The organism is Bradyrhizobium sp. DOA1 (assembly GCF_001593325.1).
GTDB lineage: Bacteria > Pseudomonadota > Alphaproteobacteria > Rhizobiales > Xanthobacteraceae > Bradyrhizobium.
The window spans coordinates 4,337,063-4,355,613 of record NZ_JXJM01000001.1 but is presented as its reverse complement, the minus strand read 5'-3'; the positions used below and the strand labels follow the sequence as shown (position 1 = coordinate 4,355,613).

Here is an 18,551-nt window from a genome sequence, read left to right as displayed (position 1 = left end):
CCTGCTGCGGCGCCGGAAGCGCCGCGTCGTCGCAACCTCTTGTTCGCCTCGACCTCGCGCAAGGAGCGGGAGCGCACGGAGGCGAAGGCCACCGAGGACACGACGCCGCCGCCTCACGACGAACCCGTACCGCCCGCCGGCCAGGGCGCTCCGCCTGCCAGTTTCGACGATGCCTGGCCGAAGCCGGAGCGCATGCGCCCGACGGAACCGCCGGTGAGCCCGCGCCGGCCCCCGCCGCCGCCGCGCTCGCCTTCGACCTTTGAGGAAGCCGCTCCCCCGCCGCCGCCAGCACCGGAGTCCGCAGCCACGCCCGAGCAGCCGCCCGTCACCGTGCTCAAGTCCGGTGTCGTCGACGGCATGGCCTATTCGCTCTATTCCGACGGCTCGATCGAAGCGCAGATGCCGGAGGGCATGATGCGCTTTGCCTCCATCGACGAACTCCGCTCGCATCTCGACCAGCGCGGCTGAGTACCCAAGTAAAGGGCTGCCATTCAGCAGTAATCAGTCGATCGTAGACAGTCGTCGTGTTCAGCCGAACGTGTTCTTGACATGGAATACTTTGACGTCGTCAATCCCGTGGGACGCAAGGCGTAGAAAGGGCGGGCGCATGTCGGATGCGGGAGGCAAGAATTTCATCGAGCTGACGGCGGGCATCGTGTCGGCTTATCTCAGCAACAATCCGACGCCTGCGGCCGAGATCCCGAACCTGATCAGCCAGGTGCATGGCGCCTTGGTACGGGTCTCGTCGGGCCGTACCGAGACCGCGCCGCTCGAGCCGGCAAAGCCGGCGGTCTCGCTCAAGAAGTCGATCGCGCCGGACTATCTCGTGTGCCTGGAAGACGGCAAGCGCTTCAAGTCGCTGAAGCGCCATCTGCGCACCCAGTACAACATGACGCCCGAGCAATATCGCGAGAAATGGGGCCTGCCCGCCGACTATCCCATGGTCGCGCCGAACTATGCGGTAGCCCGCTCGCAGCTGGCCAAGCAGATGGGCCTCGGGCAGCAGCAGCGGAAGCGGAAGTAGCTCAGGACTTAATCTCGTAGGGTGGGCAAAGGCGCGCGCTTGCGTGCCGTGCCCACCATCTCTCGGTGATCGAATCTATGATGGTGGGCACGCTCCGCTTTGCCCACCCTACGAAGCTTCGGCCAGTGCCTCTTTCGCGTCGGTCTTGATGCGCTCGACCATCGAGCGCAGTCCGTTGGACCGCTGCGGCGTCAGATGATCGCGAAAGCCGAACTCGTTGAACACCGCGATGGCGTCGGTATTGAGGATCTCCTGCGGCGTGCGTCCGGAATAGAGCGCGAGCACGATCGCGACCAGCCCGCGCACGATATGCGCGTCACTGTCGCCGCGATATTTCAGGATCGGTGCACCATGGCTGCGGTCGATCAGCTTCTGGAGCCAGACCTGGCTGACGCAGCCGTTCACCTTGTTCTCGGCGGAGTGCTCGGCCTCCGGCATCGGTTCCAGGGTTCGGCCGAGCTCGATGACGTACCGGTAGCGGTCGTCCCACTCGTCCAGAAGCTCGAAATTGTCCCTGATTTCGTTGATCGTCGTCATGCTGGCCCACGGTTCCGCTTCCACCCAATATAGGGACGCGAAGCCGTGAAATCGATAGGGATCGGGCACGAATCGACGATCGGCGTGCTTACAGCCAGCCTGTGGTCGCTGAGCAAAAGCGTTCGAATGGAGCCATCGCCAACGCCGGCTACTTGACGTAGAATGAAGCGGCCCAATCGAGCATGGAGTGCAACGATGCATTCCTTCAAGTTGCTGGCCGCCCTTGTCGTCCTCGTGATTCCGCTCGGATCTCCGCGAACGCTACAGGCGCAAGATCAGTCGCCGGCATACGCCCGCATCATGCCTGCCGACCTGAAGTGGAATCCAATAGCTTCAATGCCGAAGGGCGCACAGATAGCTGTGCTACACGGCAATCCCGCCAAACCCGGCTTGTTTACGATCCGCCTTAAGCTGCCCGCCAATTTCAGATTGCCTGTCCATTCTCATCCGGACGAGCGGGTCCGCACGATCATTTCCGGAACCTACTATTCCGCGATCGGCGACAAGGCCGAGAGCTCGAAACTGTTGGCTTTTCCCCCGGGCACGTTCTCGCATGTCCCACCCAAGGTATGGCAGTTCGCCGAAACACGAGACGAAGAGGTCATCTTTCAGATCACCGGCGTCGGCCCCACCGGTATCGATTACCTGAATGCCACCGATGATCCGCGGAAGGCCCAATAGACTTTCTCGTTAGGAGGAGCGGCGGGCCGCGCGGTCATCGCCAAAGCTTGCGAGGACGCGCTCTAATTCGCCGCCTGAGGACCACGCCATTCCAGCGCGAGGTCGTCCTGGGTCAGGGTATCCCGCATAGCTTCGCTCGCGGCAATGTCGCCTTCGCCGGCCATCGCGATCGAGCCGGTATGGTCGGGCGCCTTCTTGTGATCGGTCTTGGTGCCGTCGACCTTCTCGTTGGTGATCTGCTCTTTCTTGTCGTTGATGATCTGATAGAGCTTGCGCGCGCCGTCCTGGGCCCGCTGGCCGATGATGGCCGCGGCCTGGCCGCCGACCTCGCAGGCTGCGGGCTGGCGCTTGCAGAACTGGGTCGCATCGGAGACGGCTGCAGTCGCAGCCTGCACCGCGTCGGCGGCGCCGATCTGCGGCAGCTTCTCCGATTCGGGCGTCTTGTCCCGCGGCAGGAGCACCAGCACCAGCCCGAGCCAGAATGTGATGCGGAGCAGAAAGCGCATCTTGCGACCTGTACGTTCGATCCCGTTCGCGGCGATCGCCGCGGATGTCGGACCTAGCAACCCTCGATAAATCGCAAGTGATTGCCTTGAGCTTAATTGGTCGAAAATTTACGCAAAATTCTTCGCGATCGACGCTGCGGTAAATTTTCGATTGACGTCCGCGCCCGTGACACTGCTGGCCGCCCCGCATCCACCAATTCGAAACCATGTGGCGCGAGGTGAAACCCTGTGTTCACCATCCGCAGCGAAGACGTCGCCAAATCGTCTAAAAAGCCCCACGACGGCGCGGTGTCGGGCCGCATGCCGACCCGCCTTAGCACTCGTTTAAGGTCGCTCTGACACGGTGGCTCAACGACAAGGAGGCGTTCCGGCGCGTCTTCTAAAGACGATTGAGCCGAAGCGCGAGACCCGTGACAGTTTTGAGTATCATCCGCGATTGTCTCGATGCGTTGCTGCATCCCTCCGCGCGTTACGATGCGCTGACGCGAGCGCGCCATCGTGCCTTCATGGCCCCGCGGCTGCTCGGCAGCCTGGCCGCCTTCGCTGCATTCCCGATCTATCTCGTCGTGCGCGGCGCGCCGAGCGCGCTCGAGGTCGCGGCCTTCGCCTGGCTGATCGCGCCGATCCTGTTGTCCTGGTTCCTGTCGCGCACCGGCCGCTATGAAGGCGCCCACGTGTTGTCGTCGCTGGCGCTCGCCGGCCTGATCATGGCGGTCGCGGTCACCACCGGCGGCATCGAATCCTTTGCCGCGGTCTGGCTGGTGGTGGTTCCGCTGGAAGCCGCGCTATCGGCCTCGCGCCGCGTCACCGCCTTTGCCTCGCTGCTGGCGCTGTCCTGTGCCGGCATCCTGATCCTGGTCGGCCATTTCGGCTGGCTCCCGCTGAGCGAACCGAGCGCCGCAGAGCGCAGCGCGCTGATCGCCCTCGGCGTGGCGTCGGCGACGCTGTACGCTGCGGGCCTTGCTTTCGGCGCGGAATCGCTCGCGCGCACCAGCGTTGCGCTGTTGTCGCGCGAGGAGGAGCGCTATCGCCTGCTCGCGCGCAACATGAGCGACGTCATCTCGCGACATCAGCGCAATGGCGCGGTTCAGTTCATCTCGCCGGCTGCGGAGGCTATGCTCGGCATGCCCGTCACGCAACTGCTCGGCCATGGCCTGTTCGACCGCGTCCACGTCGCTGATCGGCCGGCCTATCTCACCGCTCTGTCGGATGCTGCGCGCGGCGACGTGCGCAGCGTCGAGTTCCGGCTGCGGCGCGAGCCTGCCGGCTCCGAGCGCGGCCAGATCGACTTCATCTGGGTCGAGATGCGCTGCCGCCCGCTCGATCAGGACAGGGCGCGTGACGTCATGCAGGAGGCCGAAGTCGTCGCCGTGATGCGCGATGTCACGGACCGCAAGCTGTCCGAGCAGGCGCTCGACCAAGCCCGCAGCGCCGCCGAGGCGGCCGATGCCGCCAAGACGCGCTTCCTCGCCACCATGAGTCACGAGCTGCGCACGCCGCTCAATGCCATCATCGGCTTCTCCGAGATGATCGCGCAGGAGCAGACCCTGATGCTGGGCGCGGCCCAGCGCAAGGAATACGCCGAGCTCATCAACGCGTCCGGCCAGCACCTGCTGTCGGTCGTCAACGGCATCCTGGACATGTCCAAGATGGAATCAGGCAATTTCGAGATCGCCTCCGAGCCGTTCGCGCCGCGTGCCTCGTTGATGCATTGCTGCAATCTGCTGGCGCTGAAAGCGCGAGAGAACGGCATCGATCTCATCACCGATGCGCCGCAGGACCTGCCGGTCATGACCGGCGATCCCCGGGCCTTCAAGCAGATCGTGCTCAACCTCGTCGCCAATGCCATCAAGTTCACCGAGCGCGGCGGTCAGGTCACCGTGACCGCTGCAGTCTCGGGTTCGCAGCTCGCGCTACGCATCAGCGACACCGGCGTCGGCATCGCGCCCGACGATCTCGAACGCATCGGCGCGCCGTTCTTCCAGGCCGGCAAGACCTATCAGCGCCGTCACGAAGGCACCGGCCTCGGACTTTCGATCGTCAAGAGTCTCGTGGCGTTGCATCTCGGCGAATTGACGGTACAAAGCAGGCTCGGCGAGGGTACGGCCGTCACCGTCAAGCTGCCGCTGGTCTACACGCCGCCGCAAGTCAAGCTCGCCGATGAGAAGGCGGGCGAGAGCAAGATCGCGACCCTGACGCCGGTGCTGCGCCAGGAAGCTCAGAACCAACCCGCTCTGGTGAAGAAAAGTGCCTAAGAAGTCTGCAAAGGACGACACCGCGCCGCGCCGTCGTGGCGCCAAGGCGGCGGTCATCGATGTCGAGACCGAGCGCAACCTCGTGATGCGCGTGCTGCTGCACAGTCCCAAGGATACGCTGGCCGGCCTCGTCGCCATCGCCGCGGTCGGTGCGATCGTCGCCAATGCGCTGTTCCTTCAGACCGGCCGGCATCCGGCGCCGATGTTCGGCACGGTGATCAATCTTCCCGCGCCGTCGTCCGCGTCGCTGTCGAATCCCTTGCCGCGTCCGCGCCCTGTCGGCGCCGACACCTCGCCGCTCGAGCCGCGCGCGACGGAGTTCCGCGCAGAGCCGAAACCCGCCGAGCGTGCCGCCGAGAAGCCGCCGGAAAAACCCGTCGAGGCGACCGCCTCGACGCGCGCGAGCGATCCGATGGCCAATCTGGTCAAGGCGACGACCTCGGTGCCGCCCGCCGCCATGCGTCCGCCTGCGCCGATTCCGGCGCAGAGCCCGGCCGCGCGACGCATCGCCGGCGTGCAGCGCGCGCTGTCCGAATATGGCTACGGCAATTTGAAGATCACGGGCACGATGAGTGCCGAGACCCAGTCCGCGATCCAGAAATTCGAGCGCGAGCACAAGATGCAGGTCACCGGCCAGGTGTCCGACCGGCTGCTGCGCGAGCTCGGTGCGGCGATCGGCCGTCCGGTCGAATAATTTCCACGCGCGTGCACGGCTGGCGCTGACTGCGCCACTGGCCTATCGTTCGATTCATGCGTTTGAAATCCAACATCTGGGTGGCGGCATATTTGCGCCGCTGCCAAACCGAGGGCGTGTTCGGCGCCGTGCGCCGCCGCGGGGCCGAGGAGGCGGGCGCGGTGTTCGTCAAAGTGTCGCTGCTCGACGGCAATGCGATGCTGTATGGGCCCGCGCCGCAGACGGTCTATGACGATGGCCGCCCGGTCGATCGCTTCTTCGTGCCGGTCGCGCCGCGGCCCTTGCCGGACCACACCATCGAGGAAAGGCTGGGCAAGGAAATCCGCTTCGATCCGGATGCCTGGATCGTCGAGACCGAGGACCGCGCGGGGCGCCACTTTCTCGAGCTGGCGAAGGGCTGACTGCCGCCGACCGTGTCCCGGACAAGCGGCAACGCATCAGCGTTGCCGTGCAGAGCCGGACCCAGAAAGCGGCATGAGCGATGCGGCGAAATGGGCCCCGGCTCTGCAGCGCACCGCCGAAGAGGCGCTGCGCTGCGTCCGGGGCACGAGAAAGAAACGAGTTGCTCGCCGCATTGGCAATGACGAGCTCGAGACGCCTTACGCGTCTCACAACGATAGCGCCGATCGCGGTGGTCAACGCTCCGACGAGCTGGTGCCGGTGCGCACGGTCGGGCTAGAGCCGGGCTGCACTCCCGGCCGCGTTTGGCTGGCGCCGGCACGTGCGCGCTGGCGCTCGCCGTCATGCAGCGATGACTGATACTTGGCGCGGGTGACGGCGAGCGTCGAGCCGCGCCAGGCTGCCAGCATCACCAGCGCCGAGCGATCGCTGAGGCGGTCATAGAGCCGCGACAGCCGGTACACCTCGTTCACGGACGTCCCGATTTCCGGCCTGAAGAACAGGAGAATGCGCTGGAACACCGGGCTCGGCATGTCGAGCGCGCGCGCGGCAACCGCGAGCGGCTCGCCGCCGGCATCGTCGACGATCTGGGCGGCGACGCGCGAGGGCAGGATCAGGCTGTCGCCGAGCTCGAAGGTGAAGTTCTCGACGTCGCCCGCGATCGCGGCCATCTCCAGGATCTGGATCGCGCGCCTGGCGCGCACGGTCGGAATCCGCGGCGCGGCCTTCAGCGGGGTCTGCGCCAGATTGTGCAGGATCAGCGCGCGCTCGGAGGCGGCGGCGCGGAAGAACATGTCGTGGATCTCGGCGGCGTCCTTTGGCTGCATCGCCATGTTCGACGCCATGCGCTGCTCGGCCTCGGTGGGCGTGCGCAGCGGTGTGGGCGCGGGCGAGGGAATTTCGCGCGCGAGCGGAACCCTGCGGCCTTCCTGGGTGGCCACCAGCCCGAGCTTCTGCAGCACCGGGACGGGCGTTTGCGGATAGACCGCGAGCTTGGCCTTGATCGCCGCACGCGTCGCGTCGTCGACCTGGTCGATCAGCCGCGTTGCAAGCTCGATGAACTGGCGCTGTTCGTCGTCACTGTGGACGCGCGTCTGGACGTAGAGATCTGTCAGCACGCGCAGCAGCGTCGGACGGACGTCGACGCCTTCGCGACGGGAGAGGGTCATCAGCCCATCGAATCCGGGAAACAGCGACTTGGTCATGGAAGCGTACGCAACTCGGGAGAGACACTTGCGGGCCAGCCTATCGCAGCTTCGTTTAAAGCCTCGTTAAGGAAAACGAGGCGTGAAGCTGGCCCGGCGATTTGAGCGTTGTCGTGCCGCAGCGGGACGGCGCGGCACGTCCGTTCGTTTACGGTCCGGAGGCCGCGTTTACACCCCGTTAACCATGAACTGATCTTAATGCTTGACATGTTGCAGGGGCGCGTTCGGTCGCGCGGCAATCGAAGAGAGCTGACATGGGGACCATCATTGAATTTCCGGCCGGTCGCCGGGTGGGCTCGTCGGGGGATGTCGCTCCGCGCGCGGACATGGGAACGATCGTGATCCTTCCCGTGATTCGTATCGAGCGTGAGGCGGACGAAACCAGCGGCGATCGCGGGCCGGAGCAGGGCACAGCGCCGGGGCGCCGTCGTCGTCGCCGCTGATTTCGGGTTTTTGCAATGCCGGAGCCCATCCGCCAGATCCGGCCCTTTTTATCGGCCGTCCTGCTCGCGCTGCTCGGCGCGATGCTGGGCGCCTGTAGCGGCGGAGATTTCGGCCGCACGCGCGAGAGCATGCGCAGCGACGACATGCACCGCTGGCTGGGTGCGGAGGCCACCGCCAGCGTCGGCCTGAGGCCCTCGCAATTTCAGCTCACTGACGAGGAGCGTCAGCTCCGCGATCTCGCCTATCCCATGATCGAGCCGCCGCTGTCGCGCCCCGCATGGAAGAGCGTGTTCGGCGACTACAAGGCGCTGCCATCGCCCTGGCGGCAGAAGATCGTGTTCGACCGCACGATGTACGGGCGCACCCTGATCGACGAGCCGCACCGCTCGCATTCCTCGCGCTATGCGCTGCTGATCGAGGACGTGCGCAACGACATCACCCGGTTCGAGCCGTTCTTCGCCTCTGCGATCCGCGTCATCGATCTCGACAGGAAGCGCGATGCCAGCATGGCGCGCGTCTCCTCCCTCTCGCCGCGTGAGAGGGACGACGCGGTGGCGCGCATGCAGGAGAACTCGCTGATCGTGCAGTGGGTACAGCAATGCCTGGAGCAGCGCGTCTCGTCCTACCGCTGGGCGCTGGAGCGTCTGGTGATCCAGGCGCCCGACGGCATGGCCGCCGACGCCGACCGCCTGATCGGCGAACTGGCCGCCCAGACCGCCAATCCGCCGGTCGCGGGACAGCCGCCTTACGGCCGCGCGGTGGTCTCGAAGGGCTGAGCACGCCGCCCTCGGCTCGTCCCCAACTGATCAGCGCCATCAGCCTGGAACCGGCCCCTCGGCGGAGCCTTGGCCCCTCTGCCGGGCCTGGCCCGGCCTGTGAGGCTTCCGGAACCGCATTGATCCCCCTTGTCCTCCCGGGCCGGCCAGATAGGATTGTCTCGTTTCTTCAAAGTCATTTTACCCAAAGGTCCTTCGAGATGAGCTTAGACGCCGCGCGTCCATGCAATAGCCGTTTGGACATTCCCGCCCGCCACCTGTTGGCCTTTGCCATTCTGCTCGGATCAACCGGCTCCGTAGCCGCGCTGACCAAGGAAGCGGCGCTCGAGAATTGCCGGATGACCGTCGGCAGGCCGATCGTGCAGGCCTGCATGCGCGCCGGCGGAGGGCCCGCGGGTGGCGCCAATCTCGAAGCCTGCCGTGCCAAGGCAACGCCTCAGGTCAGGGCTTGCGTGATGGCGGCACTGAATGCCGCCAATGGCCGCGCCAATGTCGCGGTCGAACTTCCCAAGGAAACCGCACCCAAGCTCGAGGCGGGCACGGCGCTGCCGAAGGAATTCGTCGCGCCGCCGCGCAGCATCGCCGACATCACGGCCATCCTCGACGGCGACAAGCCCGACGAGAAGCTGATCGCCGAATTGAAGTCGGAGGCCGACGCGGCACCGACCGGGAAGGAGTCCCGCCAGGATCTCGCCCAGCTCTATTTCGATCGCGCCAATGCACGCGCGCAGCTCGGCCGGCTCGCCGAAGCGATGACCGACGCCGACAAGGCCGTGGAAATCGGGCGCGGCGCCGTCGGCCCGAATCTGTTGGGGCGGATGTTGCAGCTCCAGTCTCTGCAGCACTCGATCGCGGGCGATCCGAAGCGCGCGCTCGAGATCATGCAAAGGCTCTTGCGCGAATCGGCCAGCATGCCGGGCGCCAAGGGATTCCAGTTCGTGACGAACCGCGGGATCGCGGCCGTTCTCATCCAGATGGGCGACATCGCACAGGCCGAAGCCTATCTCCGCCGCAGCCAGACCGCGATCCAGGAGGCCCGCACCAGCGGCCATCCCAACTGGCGAGCGGCCTATGCGAAGTTCGGCCAGAGCTGGGAGGGCGAGCTGGAGCTCACGCGCGCCGTGATCTTCGAGGCGCGCGGGCAGTTCGCCGACGCCGAGGCCGCCTATCGCAACGGGGAGCTGCGCAAGCGCGCGAGCACGAAAGCCATCATGGCGTCGGACAGTGCGCCGGCCGAGACGCTTCTGCTGCAGGCGATCGACGGCACCGTGTTGAGCCAGGCGCGCATGAAGGCGAAGCAGGGCCGGCTCGCCGAGGCCGAGGTGGACGCGCGCCGCGCGCTGCTCTCGCGCCTGAAGGATACCGGCAAGTACAACTCGGTTACGCCGCGCTACGTCATGGGCCTGGCTGGCATTCTGGTCGACCAGGGCCGTTACGAAGAGGCCGAGAAGCTCGGCCGTGTCGCCCTCGAGATCAACAAGACCGTGGGTGTGCCCGAGGAGTCGCAGACCACCGTGCAACTGCTGTCGCAGCTCGCCGGCATCCTGACGCTGCGGCGTCAGAACGCCGAAGCGAACGTGATGTTTGCGCGGATCGACAAGGCGGTCGCGGGCTGGGAGCCGCAGCGTCGCCAGGTGTTCGAGCTCAATCCGTCCCGCATCCTGTCGCTCTATGGCGCCGGTCAGCTGGACGCCGGCATTGCCGCCGCCGAGCAGCTCGTGAAGAAGCAGATCGCCCGGGTCGGCGAAAATCATTTCGACGCCGCCTCCGCGCGCGGCACGCTGGCGGTTGGATTGATGCGCGCCCGCCGCGACGCCGATGCGATCAGGGAGTTCAAGGCCGCCATTCCGGTCATGATGGCGAGCGCCAACGAGAACGCCGACGACGAGAACACCACCGTGGTGGCCGCGCGCAGCCAGCGGCTGCAGACCATCGTCGAGAGCTATCTGCTGCTGCTCGGCAGGGTGGAAGGAGCCGGCAAGGAGGTTGGCGAAGAGACGTTCAGCCTGGCCGATGCCGTCCGCGGCCGCTCGGTGCAGCAGGCATTGGCAGCCTCGAGTGCGCGTGCGGCGGCAAAGGATCCCGCGCTCGCCGAACTCGTGCGCAAGGAGCAGGACCTGACCAAGCAGGTCAACGCCCAGCTCGGCACGCTCAACAACGTGCTCGCGCTTCCTGCGGCGGAGCGCGACGAGAAAGGTGTTGCACAAATCCAGGCCTCGATTGCCACCTTGCGCGGCCAGCGCGACAAGGCGCGCCAGGAGATCAAGCAGAAATTCCCGATCTACGCCGATCTCGTCTCGCCCAAGCCGCCGAGCGTCGCTGAGATCCGCGCAACGCTCGGCGACGACGAGGCGATGTTGTCGTTCTATTTCGGCCAGAACGGCAGTTTCGTCTGGGCCGTGCCGAAGTCGGGGCCGGTGGCGTTCGCTGCCGTCCAGGCCAAGATCGGTGACATCGAGAGCAAGATCCGCAAGCTGCGGGAAGCGCTCGAGCCGCAGGCTGCGATGATCTCGGACATTCCGCCCTTCGACCTCAAGCTCGGCCATGAGCTGTACGAGCTGCTGCTCAAGCCCGTCGAGAGCGGCTGGAAGCCGGCCAAGAACCTGATCGTCGTGACCAACGGCGCGCTCGGACTGCTGCCCCTGTCCTTGTTGCCGACGGCACCGGCGGACGTGGCCGCGGACGAGGATCCGCTCTTCGTCGGTTACCGCAACGTGCCGTGGCTGGCGCGAACCCATGCCGTGTCGACGGTGCCGTCGGCGGCAGCGTTGCGCACGCTGCGGCAATTGCCGCCCGGCAAGCCCGGCCGCGGCGATCTCGTGGCGTTCGGCGATCCCTATTTCAACAGCGAGCAGCACGCCGAGGCGGAAGGCACCGCTGAGAAGATTCAGGTCGCCGATGCAGGCGGCAACATGACGCGCGGCGGGCCGCTGAAGCGGCGCAACAGTCCCAAGCTCGACGGTGTCGACAGCGCCGAGCTCGGTCTCCTGCCTCGGCTTCCCGATACCGCCGAGGAGTTGAAGTCGATCGCGCTGGTCTTGCAGGCGGATCCCTCCAAGGTGCTGTTCCTCGGCAAGAGCGCGACCGAGAGCGCGGTGAAGACCATGAATCTCTCCGGCTTCAGGATCCTGGCCTTTGCCACCCACGGCCTGGTCCCGGGCGAGCTCAACGGCCTGACGCAGCCGGCGCTCGCCTTGTCGTCGCCGGTTGTGACGGGCGAGGGCGGCGACGGGCTGCTGACGATGGAAGAGATCCTCGGTCTCAAGCTGGACGCGGACTGGGTCGTCCTGTCCGCCTGCAACACCGGCGCCGGTGCGGGCGCAGGGGCCGAGGCGGCCTCCGGGCTCGGCCGTGCGTTCTTCTACGCCGGCACGCGCGCCCTGCTGGTGACGAACTGGTCGGTGCATTCGCAGTCCGCACGGCAGTTGGTGACGGACCTGTTCAAGCGGCAGGCCGACGATCCCAAGCTGTCGCGCAGCGAAGCGCTGCGCCAGGCGACGATGGCCCTCGTCGATGGTCCCGGTTATCTCAACGGCGAAGGCAAGACCGAGTTTGCCTACGCGCATCCGCTGTTCTGGGCGCCTTACACCATCATCGGCGATGGCGGCTTGCGGTGACGAAAAGGGGAGGGGGAGAAAATGAAGCGGAATATTCTACTGGGCCTTGTGGCTGCAGGTTTGTTGGCGGCGGGATCATCGCGCGCCGCGCCGTTGATCACGGAAGAGGAAGCCCAGCTGCCGCCTCCGAAGGGCGCGGTCGCCGTCGATCAGCGCGGCATCATGCGCGGCCCCAAGATCGAGTTCGTCTCGCCGGGCGCCCCCGCGAGTTCACCCCTGCGGCTGGTATTGAAATTCCAATCCTATGGCGGGGCCAAGATCGATCCGGAATCCGTCAAGGTGATCTTCCTCCGGACGCCGAATGTCGACCTGACCCCTCGGGTCAAGCCCTTCGTGCAGCCTGACGGCATCAACATGCATGATGCGGAGCTGCCGCCGGGCGAATACACGATGCGTGTCGACATCAAGGATAGCGATGGCCGGCCGGGCACGGCAATGTTCACCCTCAAGGTCGCGCCCAAGTGAGTTGTCCTTACTGCCAGTCCGGGACTGCGGAGGGGGCGCTGGTTTGCGCGTCTTGCGGACGCGACATCGCCGTTCCCGCGACGCTGATTGCGGAGCGGGACGATCTCCTGCGCAAGCGCGAGCACTTGCGCGATGAACTGCGGCGGGCCAGGGACGAGGTCGAGACCATCATGAGGCAAAGGAAGTCGCGCTAGCGATGGAATGTCCGTTCTGCGCCGAGACCATCAAGGACGAAGCCATTGCGTGCAAGCACTGCTCGCGGGATCTGCGCGTCGTGCGGCCGACCCTGCTCGAGATCGACGAGATCGTTGCCGACCTGGACAAGCTCAGGCGCGATCTCGATCGCGTCAATGTCCGCCTCGAGCGCCACAACAATCCGCTGCGCTATTACGGCACGCATGCGGTGCTCTATGTGGTCATTCCATCCCTGCTGCTGGTGATCGCGCACGTGCTCGTGACCATCACTTTCAACGTGTCCCCGATCCCGCTTCGGATTGCATCGATTGTCATACCGCTGCTGTTCGGCTTCGTGGCCTATCCGTTGCACCGGGTGTCCGCCCTGACGGCGCTCGTGCTGGCGTTCCTGGCGGCGGCCGTCAGCGTCCTGTCGATGCTGACAGTCACGGGGATCCACGATCATGTCCCGATCCTTCCGACGATCTGGATCGAATGGCGTGAAGTGTTCGAATATGGCGCGAGCATCCTGCTCGCCTTCGTCTCCGGCAACATTCTCAGCGTTGTGATCTTCCAGATCTTGCCGCGTGTGCTGACCCAGGGAGGCAAGCCGAACGCCTTCGCATTCAGGGTGGCGCGCCTGCTCGGGCAGCATGTCGGCGAGGAGCAGCTGCGCCGCCGCGCCCGCCTGATCCAGGATCTCATGCAGACCGTCGGGCCGCTGGCGGGTGTCGCCGCAACGGCCTTCGGCTCGATCTACGCGGGACTAAAGGGAATGCTCGGATAGCTGAACGTGGACGCCCGTCGGTCAGCGCTGCCCGTCGTGTACTGAAATCTCCGATGCCTTGAGGCCGCCGATGCGCGCATGCGGGCGGCCGCCCGTCGCCATCACGAGGCCGAAAGCGATCTCGTCGCGTCGCGGCGCGTCCCACAGCGTCATCTCGGCCGTGCCGAAATGGCTACGGACATAGGCGGCGTGGATATGGCCCAGCGGCACCATCAGGCGCGTGCCGGGTCCGCCGATGGTCTTTGCGGCCGGCACGATCGCCTTCGGCTGCTCCTTGGATCGGCTCAGCACCTCGCGCATGCCGTGGCCGCCGGCTTCGTGCCAGACCGCGCCATGCTCGAGCTCGCCGTCCTCGCCGACGATGATGCCCTTGCCATAGGCTTCGATGCGCTCTGCGCCGCCGAGCTGCGCGATCAGACGTGTCGCCAGCTCGCGCCCGAGCTCGCGCAAGGACGCCTGAAACGGCATCAGGTCGGATTCAAAGCGACCGGCGAAGGGATTGCGGATGACTGCGACGGCGGTGCCGACCAGCAGCGGCTGCTCCAGCCGCGGGCCGCGCTCGTGCCAGATCGTCTCGACGCCGACCGCGGTCTTTCGAATGTCGTATGACATGCGCGATGCTATGCCTCGTCCACGACGGGATTGCGGAGCACGCCGATGTTCTCGATCTCGACCTCCACGACGTCGCCCGGCTTGAGGAAGACCGGGGGCTTGCGCGTGAAGCCGACACCGGCCGGCGTGCCGGTGGCGATGACGTCACCGGGCACGAGGTCGAAGATGGTCGAGCAATATTCGATCAGCCGCGGGATCGAGAAGATCAGCATCGAGGTGTCAGAGGATTGCACAGTCGCGCCGTTGACGCGCGTCTCGAGCTTCAGCTTGGTCGGGTCGCCGATCTCGTCGGGCGTGACCAGCCACGGGCCGAACGGGCCGGTGCCGACGAAGTTCTTGCCGGAAGCGATCTGTTGGGCGTGGCGCTGCCAGTCGCGAACGCTGACATCGTTGTAGATCGAATATCCCGCCACGTGGCTCCAGGCGTCGGCCTGGCTGATGTGACGACCGCCCTTGCCGATGACGACGGCGAGCTCGCCCTCCCAGTCGAAATTGTCCGAGACTTTCGGCCGGATCACCGGCGCATTGTGCGCCACCTGGGAGCGCCAGACCCGCAGGAAGATCGGCGGGAATTCGGTGATCTCGCGCTTCATGCCGAACGCGACCGCCTCGTTGTGATGGTCGAGATAATTGCGCACGGCGCAGACGATCTTCTCGGGGCGGGGGATCACTGGCAGATATTTGACGTCGCTCAGCGCCATCGTCGGCTTGTGTGCGGCGACGATGGCTTCGCGGCGCGCATAGTCATCGCTGCCGACGAAGTCGGCGAGAACAGGGTACTGGGGCAGGGCGCGGCAGAGATCGACGATTCCGTTTTCGACAACGGCGCCCCAGCTTTCCCGATTTCCATCCCAGAATGACAGTAGCTTCATGGTTTCTCGCCCCGAAGGTTCCAATTTTCGATCTTGTGTATTATTTTCGAAAATTAGGCGCGACGCAAGCCCGCCGCGTCCGAAATTCCTGTTACGGCCTATTCGGTATCGAGCAGGTGGCCGGCGTAGGTCGCCACATTGTCCGACGTCGAGCGGATATGCGCCTCGATCAGTTGCACGGCGAGATCCGCATTGCGGGATATGGCGGCCTGCATGATCGCCTGGTGCTCGCCGGCCTTGTCGCGCGGGCGCGGCCGGAAATTGGCGGAGAGATGCCGGTAGCGCTCGGCGCGATCGAACAACTCGGCGCGAATGGCGAGCAGCGTCGCCGAGCCGCAGGCGGACACCAGCGCCTGGTGGAATTGGCGATGGGCGATCTTCCACTCGGGGTCGCGCAAGGGGTGTTCGGGATCGCGCTGCTCGATCCGCTTCAATCGGTGCAGCGTCGAGATCACGGCGATTTCCCAATCGTCATCGCCTCGCGCGATCGCGCGGCGGATCAATTCCATCTCGATAAGGACCCGCGCGTCGGTGACCTCCACCAGATCCTGGCGGCTGACCGGCGCCACGCGAAATCCGCGCTGCTCCTGCGCATCGACCAGTCCTTCGGCGGCAAGCGCCGTCAGCGCCTCGCGCAGCGTCGTGAAGCTCGCGCCGAACCGTTCGCGCAGCACGTCGAAGCGCAGCGGCTCACCCGGCGGAAGCGCGCAGGCAACGATCTCCTCGCGCAAGCGATGCGTGATGTCGGCAGCAATGGTCTTGCCGAATTCCTTGCGGGGGCGGATGGCGCTGTCGGGCATGATGTCTGTCGTTGAATCAATGGCCCAAGATGCCGCGCCAACGACCATCTTGCAATAATTTTCGCAAACGGTATGATTTTCGAAAATAGGGACTTGGGAGGCGGCTGAATCATGAGAGCGGTGCTGGTGCGTCAGCCGGGTGGGCCGGATGCACTCGACTTGGTCGAGCTTCCCGTGCCGGTGCCCGGACCCGGCCAAGTGCAGATCCGGGCCGATGCGTTCGGGGTCGGCCAGCCCGACGTGCTGATCCGGCGCGGCGTCTACAAATGGATGCCGCCGCTGCCGGCCAATCCCGGCAATGACGTCGCGGGCCGCATCGCGGCGCTCGGGCCTGATGTCGAGGGCTTTGCGATCGGCCAGAAGGTCTTGCTGAGCGCGCGCGATCTGTCCCAGCGCGGCGGCTGTTACGCCGATTACGTGGTCGCGCCGACGGACGCCGTTCACGCGCTGCCCGACAACGTCGATCTGCAAGCGGCGGTGTGCCTGTCGAACTATCAGGTCGCGTACGCGCTGCTGCACGAGTGCAACCATCCGCGCGCGCCTAAAAGCGTGCTGGTGATCGGCGCGGCCGGCGGCGTCGGCACGGCGCTGGTGCAGTTGGCGAAGCTCGCGCAGATAAATGTCATCGGCACGGTCTCGACCGAAGAGAAGGCGGAGTTCGCGCGCAGCAACGGCGCCGATCATGTTATCTTCTATCGGAGTGAAGATGTGGTGGCGCGAACCCGCGAACTCACCAACGGCGAGGGCGTCGGCCTCGTGCTCGATCACGTCTGCGGGCCGGAGTTCACCGCCTATCTCGGCGCGCTCGGCAAATGGGGCACGCTGCTGTCGTACAACGCCTTCGCGGGACTGCCGGAAGAGAACCTGATGGGGACGATGCGCAACTATCTCGATATCTGTCCGGCCGTGCGCTGCTTCTCCTTTCATATCTACGACCACGATCGCGACGGGCGTCGCGCCCTGATGCGCAATGTGATCGATGCCCTGGGCCGTAATGCGATCAGGCCGGCGATCTCGGCGGTCCTGAAGCTCGACGAGGTCAGGAAGGCCCACACGCTGCTCGAGCAGGGCTCCGCGCTCGGCAAGATCATCATGACGCCATGAGGGGTGGACGATGACGACACAGTCACCCATTGCACGCTTCACCCGGTTGCGGCACGCCACCTTTGCCTCGCCCGATCCGGAGCGGCTGCTCGACTATTACCGCGCCGTGATCGGCCTTGGCCTCGTCGGCCGCGACAGTGACCGCGTCTTTCTCGCCAACGATTCCGAGCAGCTCTCGCTCGTGATCGAGCCCGGTGACGCCGAATTGAAGAGCATCGCCTTCGAGATATCTCCCGATGTGCAGATCGAGGCGCTCGGCGCTGCGCTCAAGCAAGCCGATCTGCGGCCAGAGCTTCAGAGCGATTCCTTGCCTGGCGTCTCCAGGCTGCTGTCGTTCAGCGATCCCGAGGGGACACGCTTCGAGCTGATCCAGGGCTGGACGCCGACGCCCGCGCAGGAGCGCATCGGTGCGCTTGCCGTCAGCAAGCTCGGCCATGTCGCCCTTCGTACGCCCGATCCGCACGCGGCCTCGGACTTCTATGCCAATTTCATGGGCCTGCGGGTCTCCGACTGGATCGAGGACCGCTTCGTCTTCATGCGCAGCGGCTTCGAACACCACACGCTGAACTTTGCCCGCGCACCCGTGCGCGGCCTGCATCATCTCGCTTTCGAGCTGCGCGGTCCCGCCCACATGCATCAGGCCTGCGACCATCTCGCGCGGCACAAGCTGCCCGTGCTCTGGGGCCCGGTTCGCCACGGCCCCGGGCACAACACCGCGATCTATCACCGCAATCCCGACGGGCATCTCGTCGAGCTGTTTTGCGATCTCGACCGCATGACCGACGAGGCGCTCGGCTATTTCGAGCCGCGGCCCTGGCATCGCGATCGTCCGCAGCGGCCCAAGATCTGGGTCGGCCTGCCGCGCGACGTCTGGGGCATGGCGCCTTCGCCTGAATGCACCGAGTTCGCCCGTTAGCGGATTCGAATTCGACGGAACGACGCCGCACACGCTGCGGCCAACGACATAACGATCAAGGGGAGGAAGCATCCATGCGACGGGTGAAGCGGCTTGCTGCGGCCATTTTTCTGCTTGGCGGTTGTCTGGCGACCGTCCCTGCGTCGGCGGACAATTATCCGTCCCGCCCGATCCGCCTGCTGCACGGTTTTGCCGCCGGCGGGGCGGCCGACACGTTGTCGCGCATCATTGCCGACGGCCTCTCGAAGCGGCTCGGGCAGCCGATCATCGTCGAGGCCAAGCCCGGCGCTGGCGGCAACATCGCTGCGGATGCGATCGCGAAAGCTGCGCCCGACGGTTACACGATCGGGCTCGTCACCGGCGCCCACGCGATTTCCGCGGCGACCTACAAGAGCCTCGCCTATCAGCCCGCCGACAGCTTCGAGATGGTCTCCACGCTGGTGTACTACGCGCTCGTCATCGCCGTGCGTAACGACCATCCGGCAAAATCGCTCGGCGAGCTCGTCGCCATGGCGAAGGCGAAGCCTGGTTCGCTCAGCTTTGGATCGGTGGGGTTCGGCAGCACCCATCACCTCGCCGGCGAGCTGCTGAACGCGACCGCAGGAGTCGAGGTCCTGCACGTACCGTATCGCGGCGATTCCCAATCCATCACCGCGCTGCTCGGCGGCGAGGTTCCGGTCATC

Annotated in this window: 19 protein-coding genes and 1 pseudogene; 14 read left to right on the top strand and 6 right to left on the bottom strand. The window is 65.7% G+C overall.

Annotated elements, in window-relative coordinates; all coding sequences use genetic code 11:
- Together SE91_RS20515 and SE91_RS20510 are read left to right on the top strand one after the other, a co-directional pair.
- Positions 1-468: pseudogene (locus tag SE91_RS20515) on the top strand (DUF308 domain-containing protein); the annotation flags it as partial.
- A 139-nt stretch (positions 469-607) separates the two neighbouring features.
- Positions 608-1,024, top strand: a complete 417-nt coding sequence (locus tag SE91_RS20510) for a Ros/MucR family transcriptional regulator (protein ID WP_008553547.1) — start codon at positions 608-610, stop codon at positions 1,022-1,024.
- Between the two features lie 108 nt (positions 1,025-1,132).
- Here SE91_RS20510 and SE91_RS20505 read toward each other — a convergent pair whose 3' ends face one another.
- Entirely contained in the window at positions 1,133-1,561 is a 429-nt protein-coding gene (locus tag SE91_RS20505; RefSeq protein ID WP_060735556.1) for a SufE family protein, read from the bottom strand.
- A gap of 195 nt (positions 1,562-1,756) precedes the next feature.
- Here SE91_RS20505 and SE91_RS20500 point away from each other — a divergent pair, with 195 nt between their 5' ends.
- Complete coding sequence (locus SE91_RS20500) at positions 1,757-2,242, top strand: cupin domain-containing protein (RefSeq protein ID WP_061848874.1); 486 nt, start codon at positions 1,757-1,759, stop codon at positions 2,240-2,242.
- 62 nt (positions 2,243-2,304) lie between these two features.
- Here SE91_RS20500 and SE91_RS20495 read toward each other — a convergent pair whose 3' ends face one another.
- Positions 2,305-2,748 carry a DUF5330 domain-containing protein gene (locus tag SE91_RS20495; RefSeq protein WP_060735557.1) on the bottom strand — a complete coding sequence of 148 codons (444 nt, stop codon included), beginning with the start codon at positions 2,746-2,748 and terminating at the stop codon, positions 2,305-2,307.
- Between the two features lie 410 nt (positions 2,749-3,158).
- On the opposite strand from SE91_RS20495, the gene SE91_RS20490 reads away from it, so the two are divergent.
- Genes SE91_RS20490 through SE91_RS20480 form a run of 3 tightly spaced genes read left to right on the top strand, consistent with a single transcriptional unit; the run spans position 3,159 to position 6,098 of the window.
- Complete coding sequence (locus SE91_RS20490; protein WP_061848873.1) at positions 3,159-5,003, top strand: PAS domain-containing sensor histidine kinase; 1,845 nt, start codon at positions 3,159-3,161, stop codon at positions 5,001-5,003.
- Positions 4,996-5,697: a peptidoglycan-binding domain-containing protein gene (locus tag SE91_RS20485; RefSeq protein ID WP_061848872.1), complete on the top strand. Its 702-nt coding sequence runs from the start codon at positions 4,996-4,998 to the stop codon at positions 5,695-5,697. Before SE91_RS20490 ends, SE91_RS20485 begins: the two co-directional genes overlap by 8 nt.
- Positions 5,698-5,753: 56 nt before the next feature.
- Positions 5,754-6,098, top strand: a complete 345-nt coding sequence (locus SE91_RS20480; RefSeq protein WP_008553573.1) for a DUF1491 family protein — start codon at positions 5,754-5,756, stop codon at positions 6,096-6,098.
- Between the two features lie 234 nt (positions 6,099-6,332).
- On the opposite strand, the gene SE91_RS20475 is transcribed toward SE91_RS20480, so the two are convergent.
- Positions 6,333-7,301, bottom strand: a complete 969-nt coding sequence (locus tag SE91_RS20475; protein ID WP_061848871.1) for a DUF2336 domain-containing protein — start codon at positions 7,299-7,301, stop codon at positions 6,333-6,335.
- 254 nt (positions 7,302-7,555) lie between these two features.
- Between SE91_RS20475 and SE91_RS35425 the strand changes: the two genes are divergently transcribed.
- From SE91_RS35425 to SE91_RS20450, 5 genes are all read left to right on the top strand, one after another.
- Positions 7,556-7,744, top strand: a complete 189-nt coding sequence (locus SE91_RS35425; protein ID WP_008553585.1) for a hypothetical protein — start codon at positions 7,556-7,558, stop codon at positions 7,742-7,744.
- Positions 7,745-7,759: 15 nt separating this feature from the next.
- Positions 7,760-8,521 (top strand): hypothetical protein, encoded by a 762-nt coding sequence (locus SE91_RS20470; RefSeq protein WP_061848870.1) that lies wholly within the window; start codon positions 7,760-7,762, stop codon positions 8,519-8,521.
- Positions 8,522-8,721: 200 nt separating this feature from the next.
- A complete protein-coding gene (locus SE91_RS20465) occupies positions 8,722-12,138 on the top strand; it encodes a CHAT domain-containing tetratricopeptide repeat protein (RefSeq protein ID WP_061848869.1) in 3,417 nt (1,138 codons plus the stop codon).
- Positions 12,139-12,159: 21 nt separating this feature from the next.
- Positions 12,160-12,603 carry a hypothetical protein gene (locus SE91_RS20460; protein WP_060735562.1) on the top strand — a complete coding sequence of 148 codons (444 nt, stop codon included), beginning with the start codon at positions 12,160-12,162 and terminating at the stop codon, positions 12,601-12,603.
- A gap of 196 nt (positions 12,604-12,799) precedes the next feature.
- A complete protein-coding gene (locus SE91_RS20450) occupies positions 12,800-13,564 on the top strand; it encodes a hypothetical protein (RefSeq protein ID WP_061848868.1) in 765 nt (254 codons plus the stop codon).
- A gap of 21 nt (positions 13,565-13,585) precedes the next feature.
- Here SE91_RS20450 and SE91_RS20445 read toward each other — a convergent pair whose 3' ends face one another.
- The 3 genes from SE91_RS20445 to SE91_RS20435 form a co-directional block, all read right to left on the bottom strand.
- A complete protein-coding gene (locus tag SE91_RS20445; RefSeq protein WP_060735563.1) occupies positions 13,586-14,176 on the bottom strand; it encodes an amino acid synthesis family protein in 591 nt (196 codons plus the stop codon).
- An 8-nt stretch (positions 14,177-14,184) separates the two neighbouring features.
- Positions 14,185-15,048 carry a fumarylacetoacetate hydrolase family protein gene (locus SE91_RS20440; protein WP_008553620.1) on the bottom strand — a complete coding sequence of 288 codons (864 nt, stop codon included), beginning with the start codon at positions 15,046-15,048 and terminating at the stop codon, positions 14,185-14,187.
- Positions 15,049-15,146: 98 nt separating this feature from the next.
- Positions 15,147-15,848 (bottom strand): GntR family transcriptional regulator, encoded by a 702-nt coding sequence (locus SE91_RS20435; protein ID WP_061848867.1) that lies wholly within the window; start codon positions 15,846-15,848, stop codon positions 15,147-15,149.
- Between the two features lie 111 nt (positions 15,849-15,959).
- Between SE91_RS20435 and SE91_RS20430 the strand changes: the two genes are divergently transcribed.
- From SE91_RS20430 to SE91_RS20420, 3 genes are all read left to right on the top strand, one after another.
- Positions 15,960-16,952 (top strand): zinc-dependent alcohol dehydrogenase family protein, encoded by a 993-nt coding sequence (locus SE91_RS20430; protein WP_061848866.1) that lies wholly within the window; start codon positions 15,960-15,962, stop codon positions 16,950-16,952.
- A 10-nt stretch (positions 16,953-16,962) separates the two neighbouring features.
- Entirely contained in the window at positions 16,963-17,868 is a 906-nt protein-coding gene (locus SE91_RS20425) for a VOC family protein (protein WP_061848865.1), read from the top strand.
- A gap of 74 nt (positions 17,869-17,942) precedes the next feature.
- Positions 17,943-18,551, top strand: a 609-nt coding sequence (locus SE91_RS20420) for a Bug family tripartite tricarboxylate transporter substrate binding protein (RefSeq protein WP_249762076.1), incomplete at its 3' end; no start/stop codon positions are given.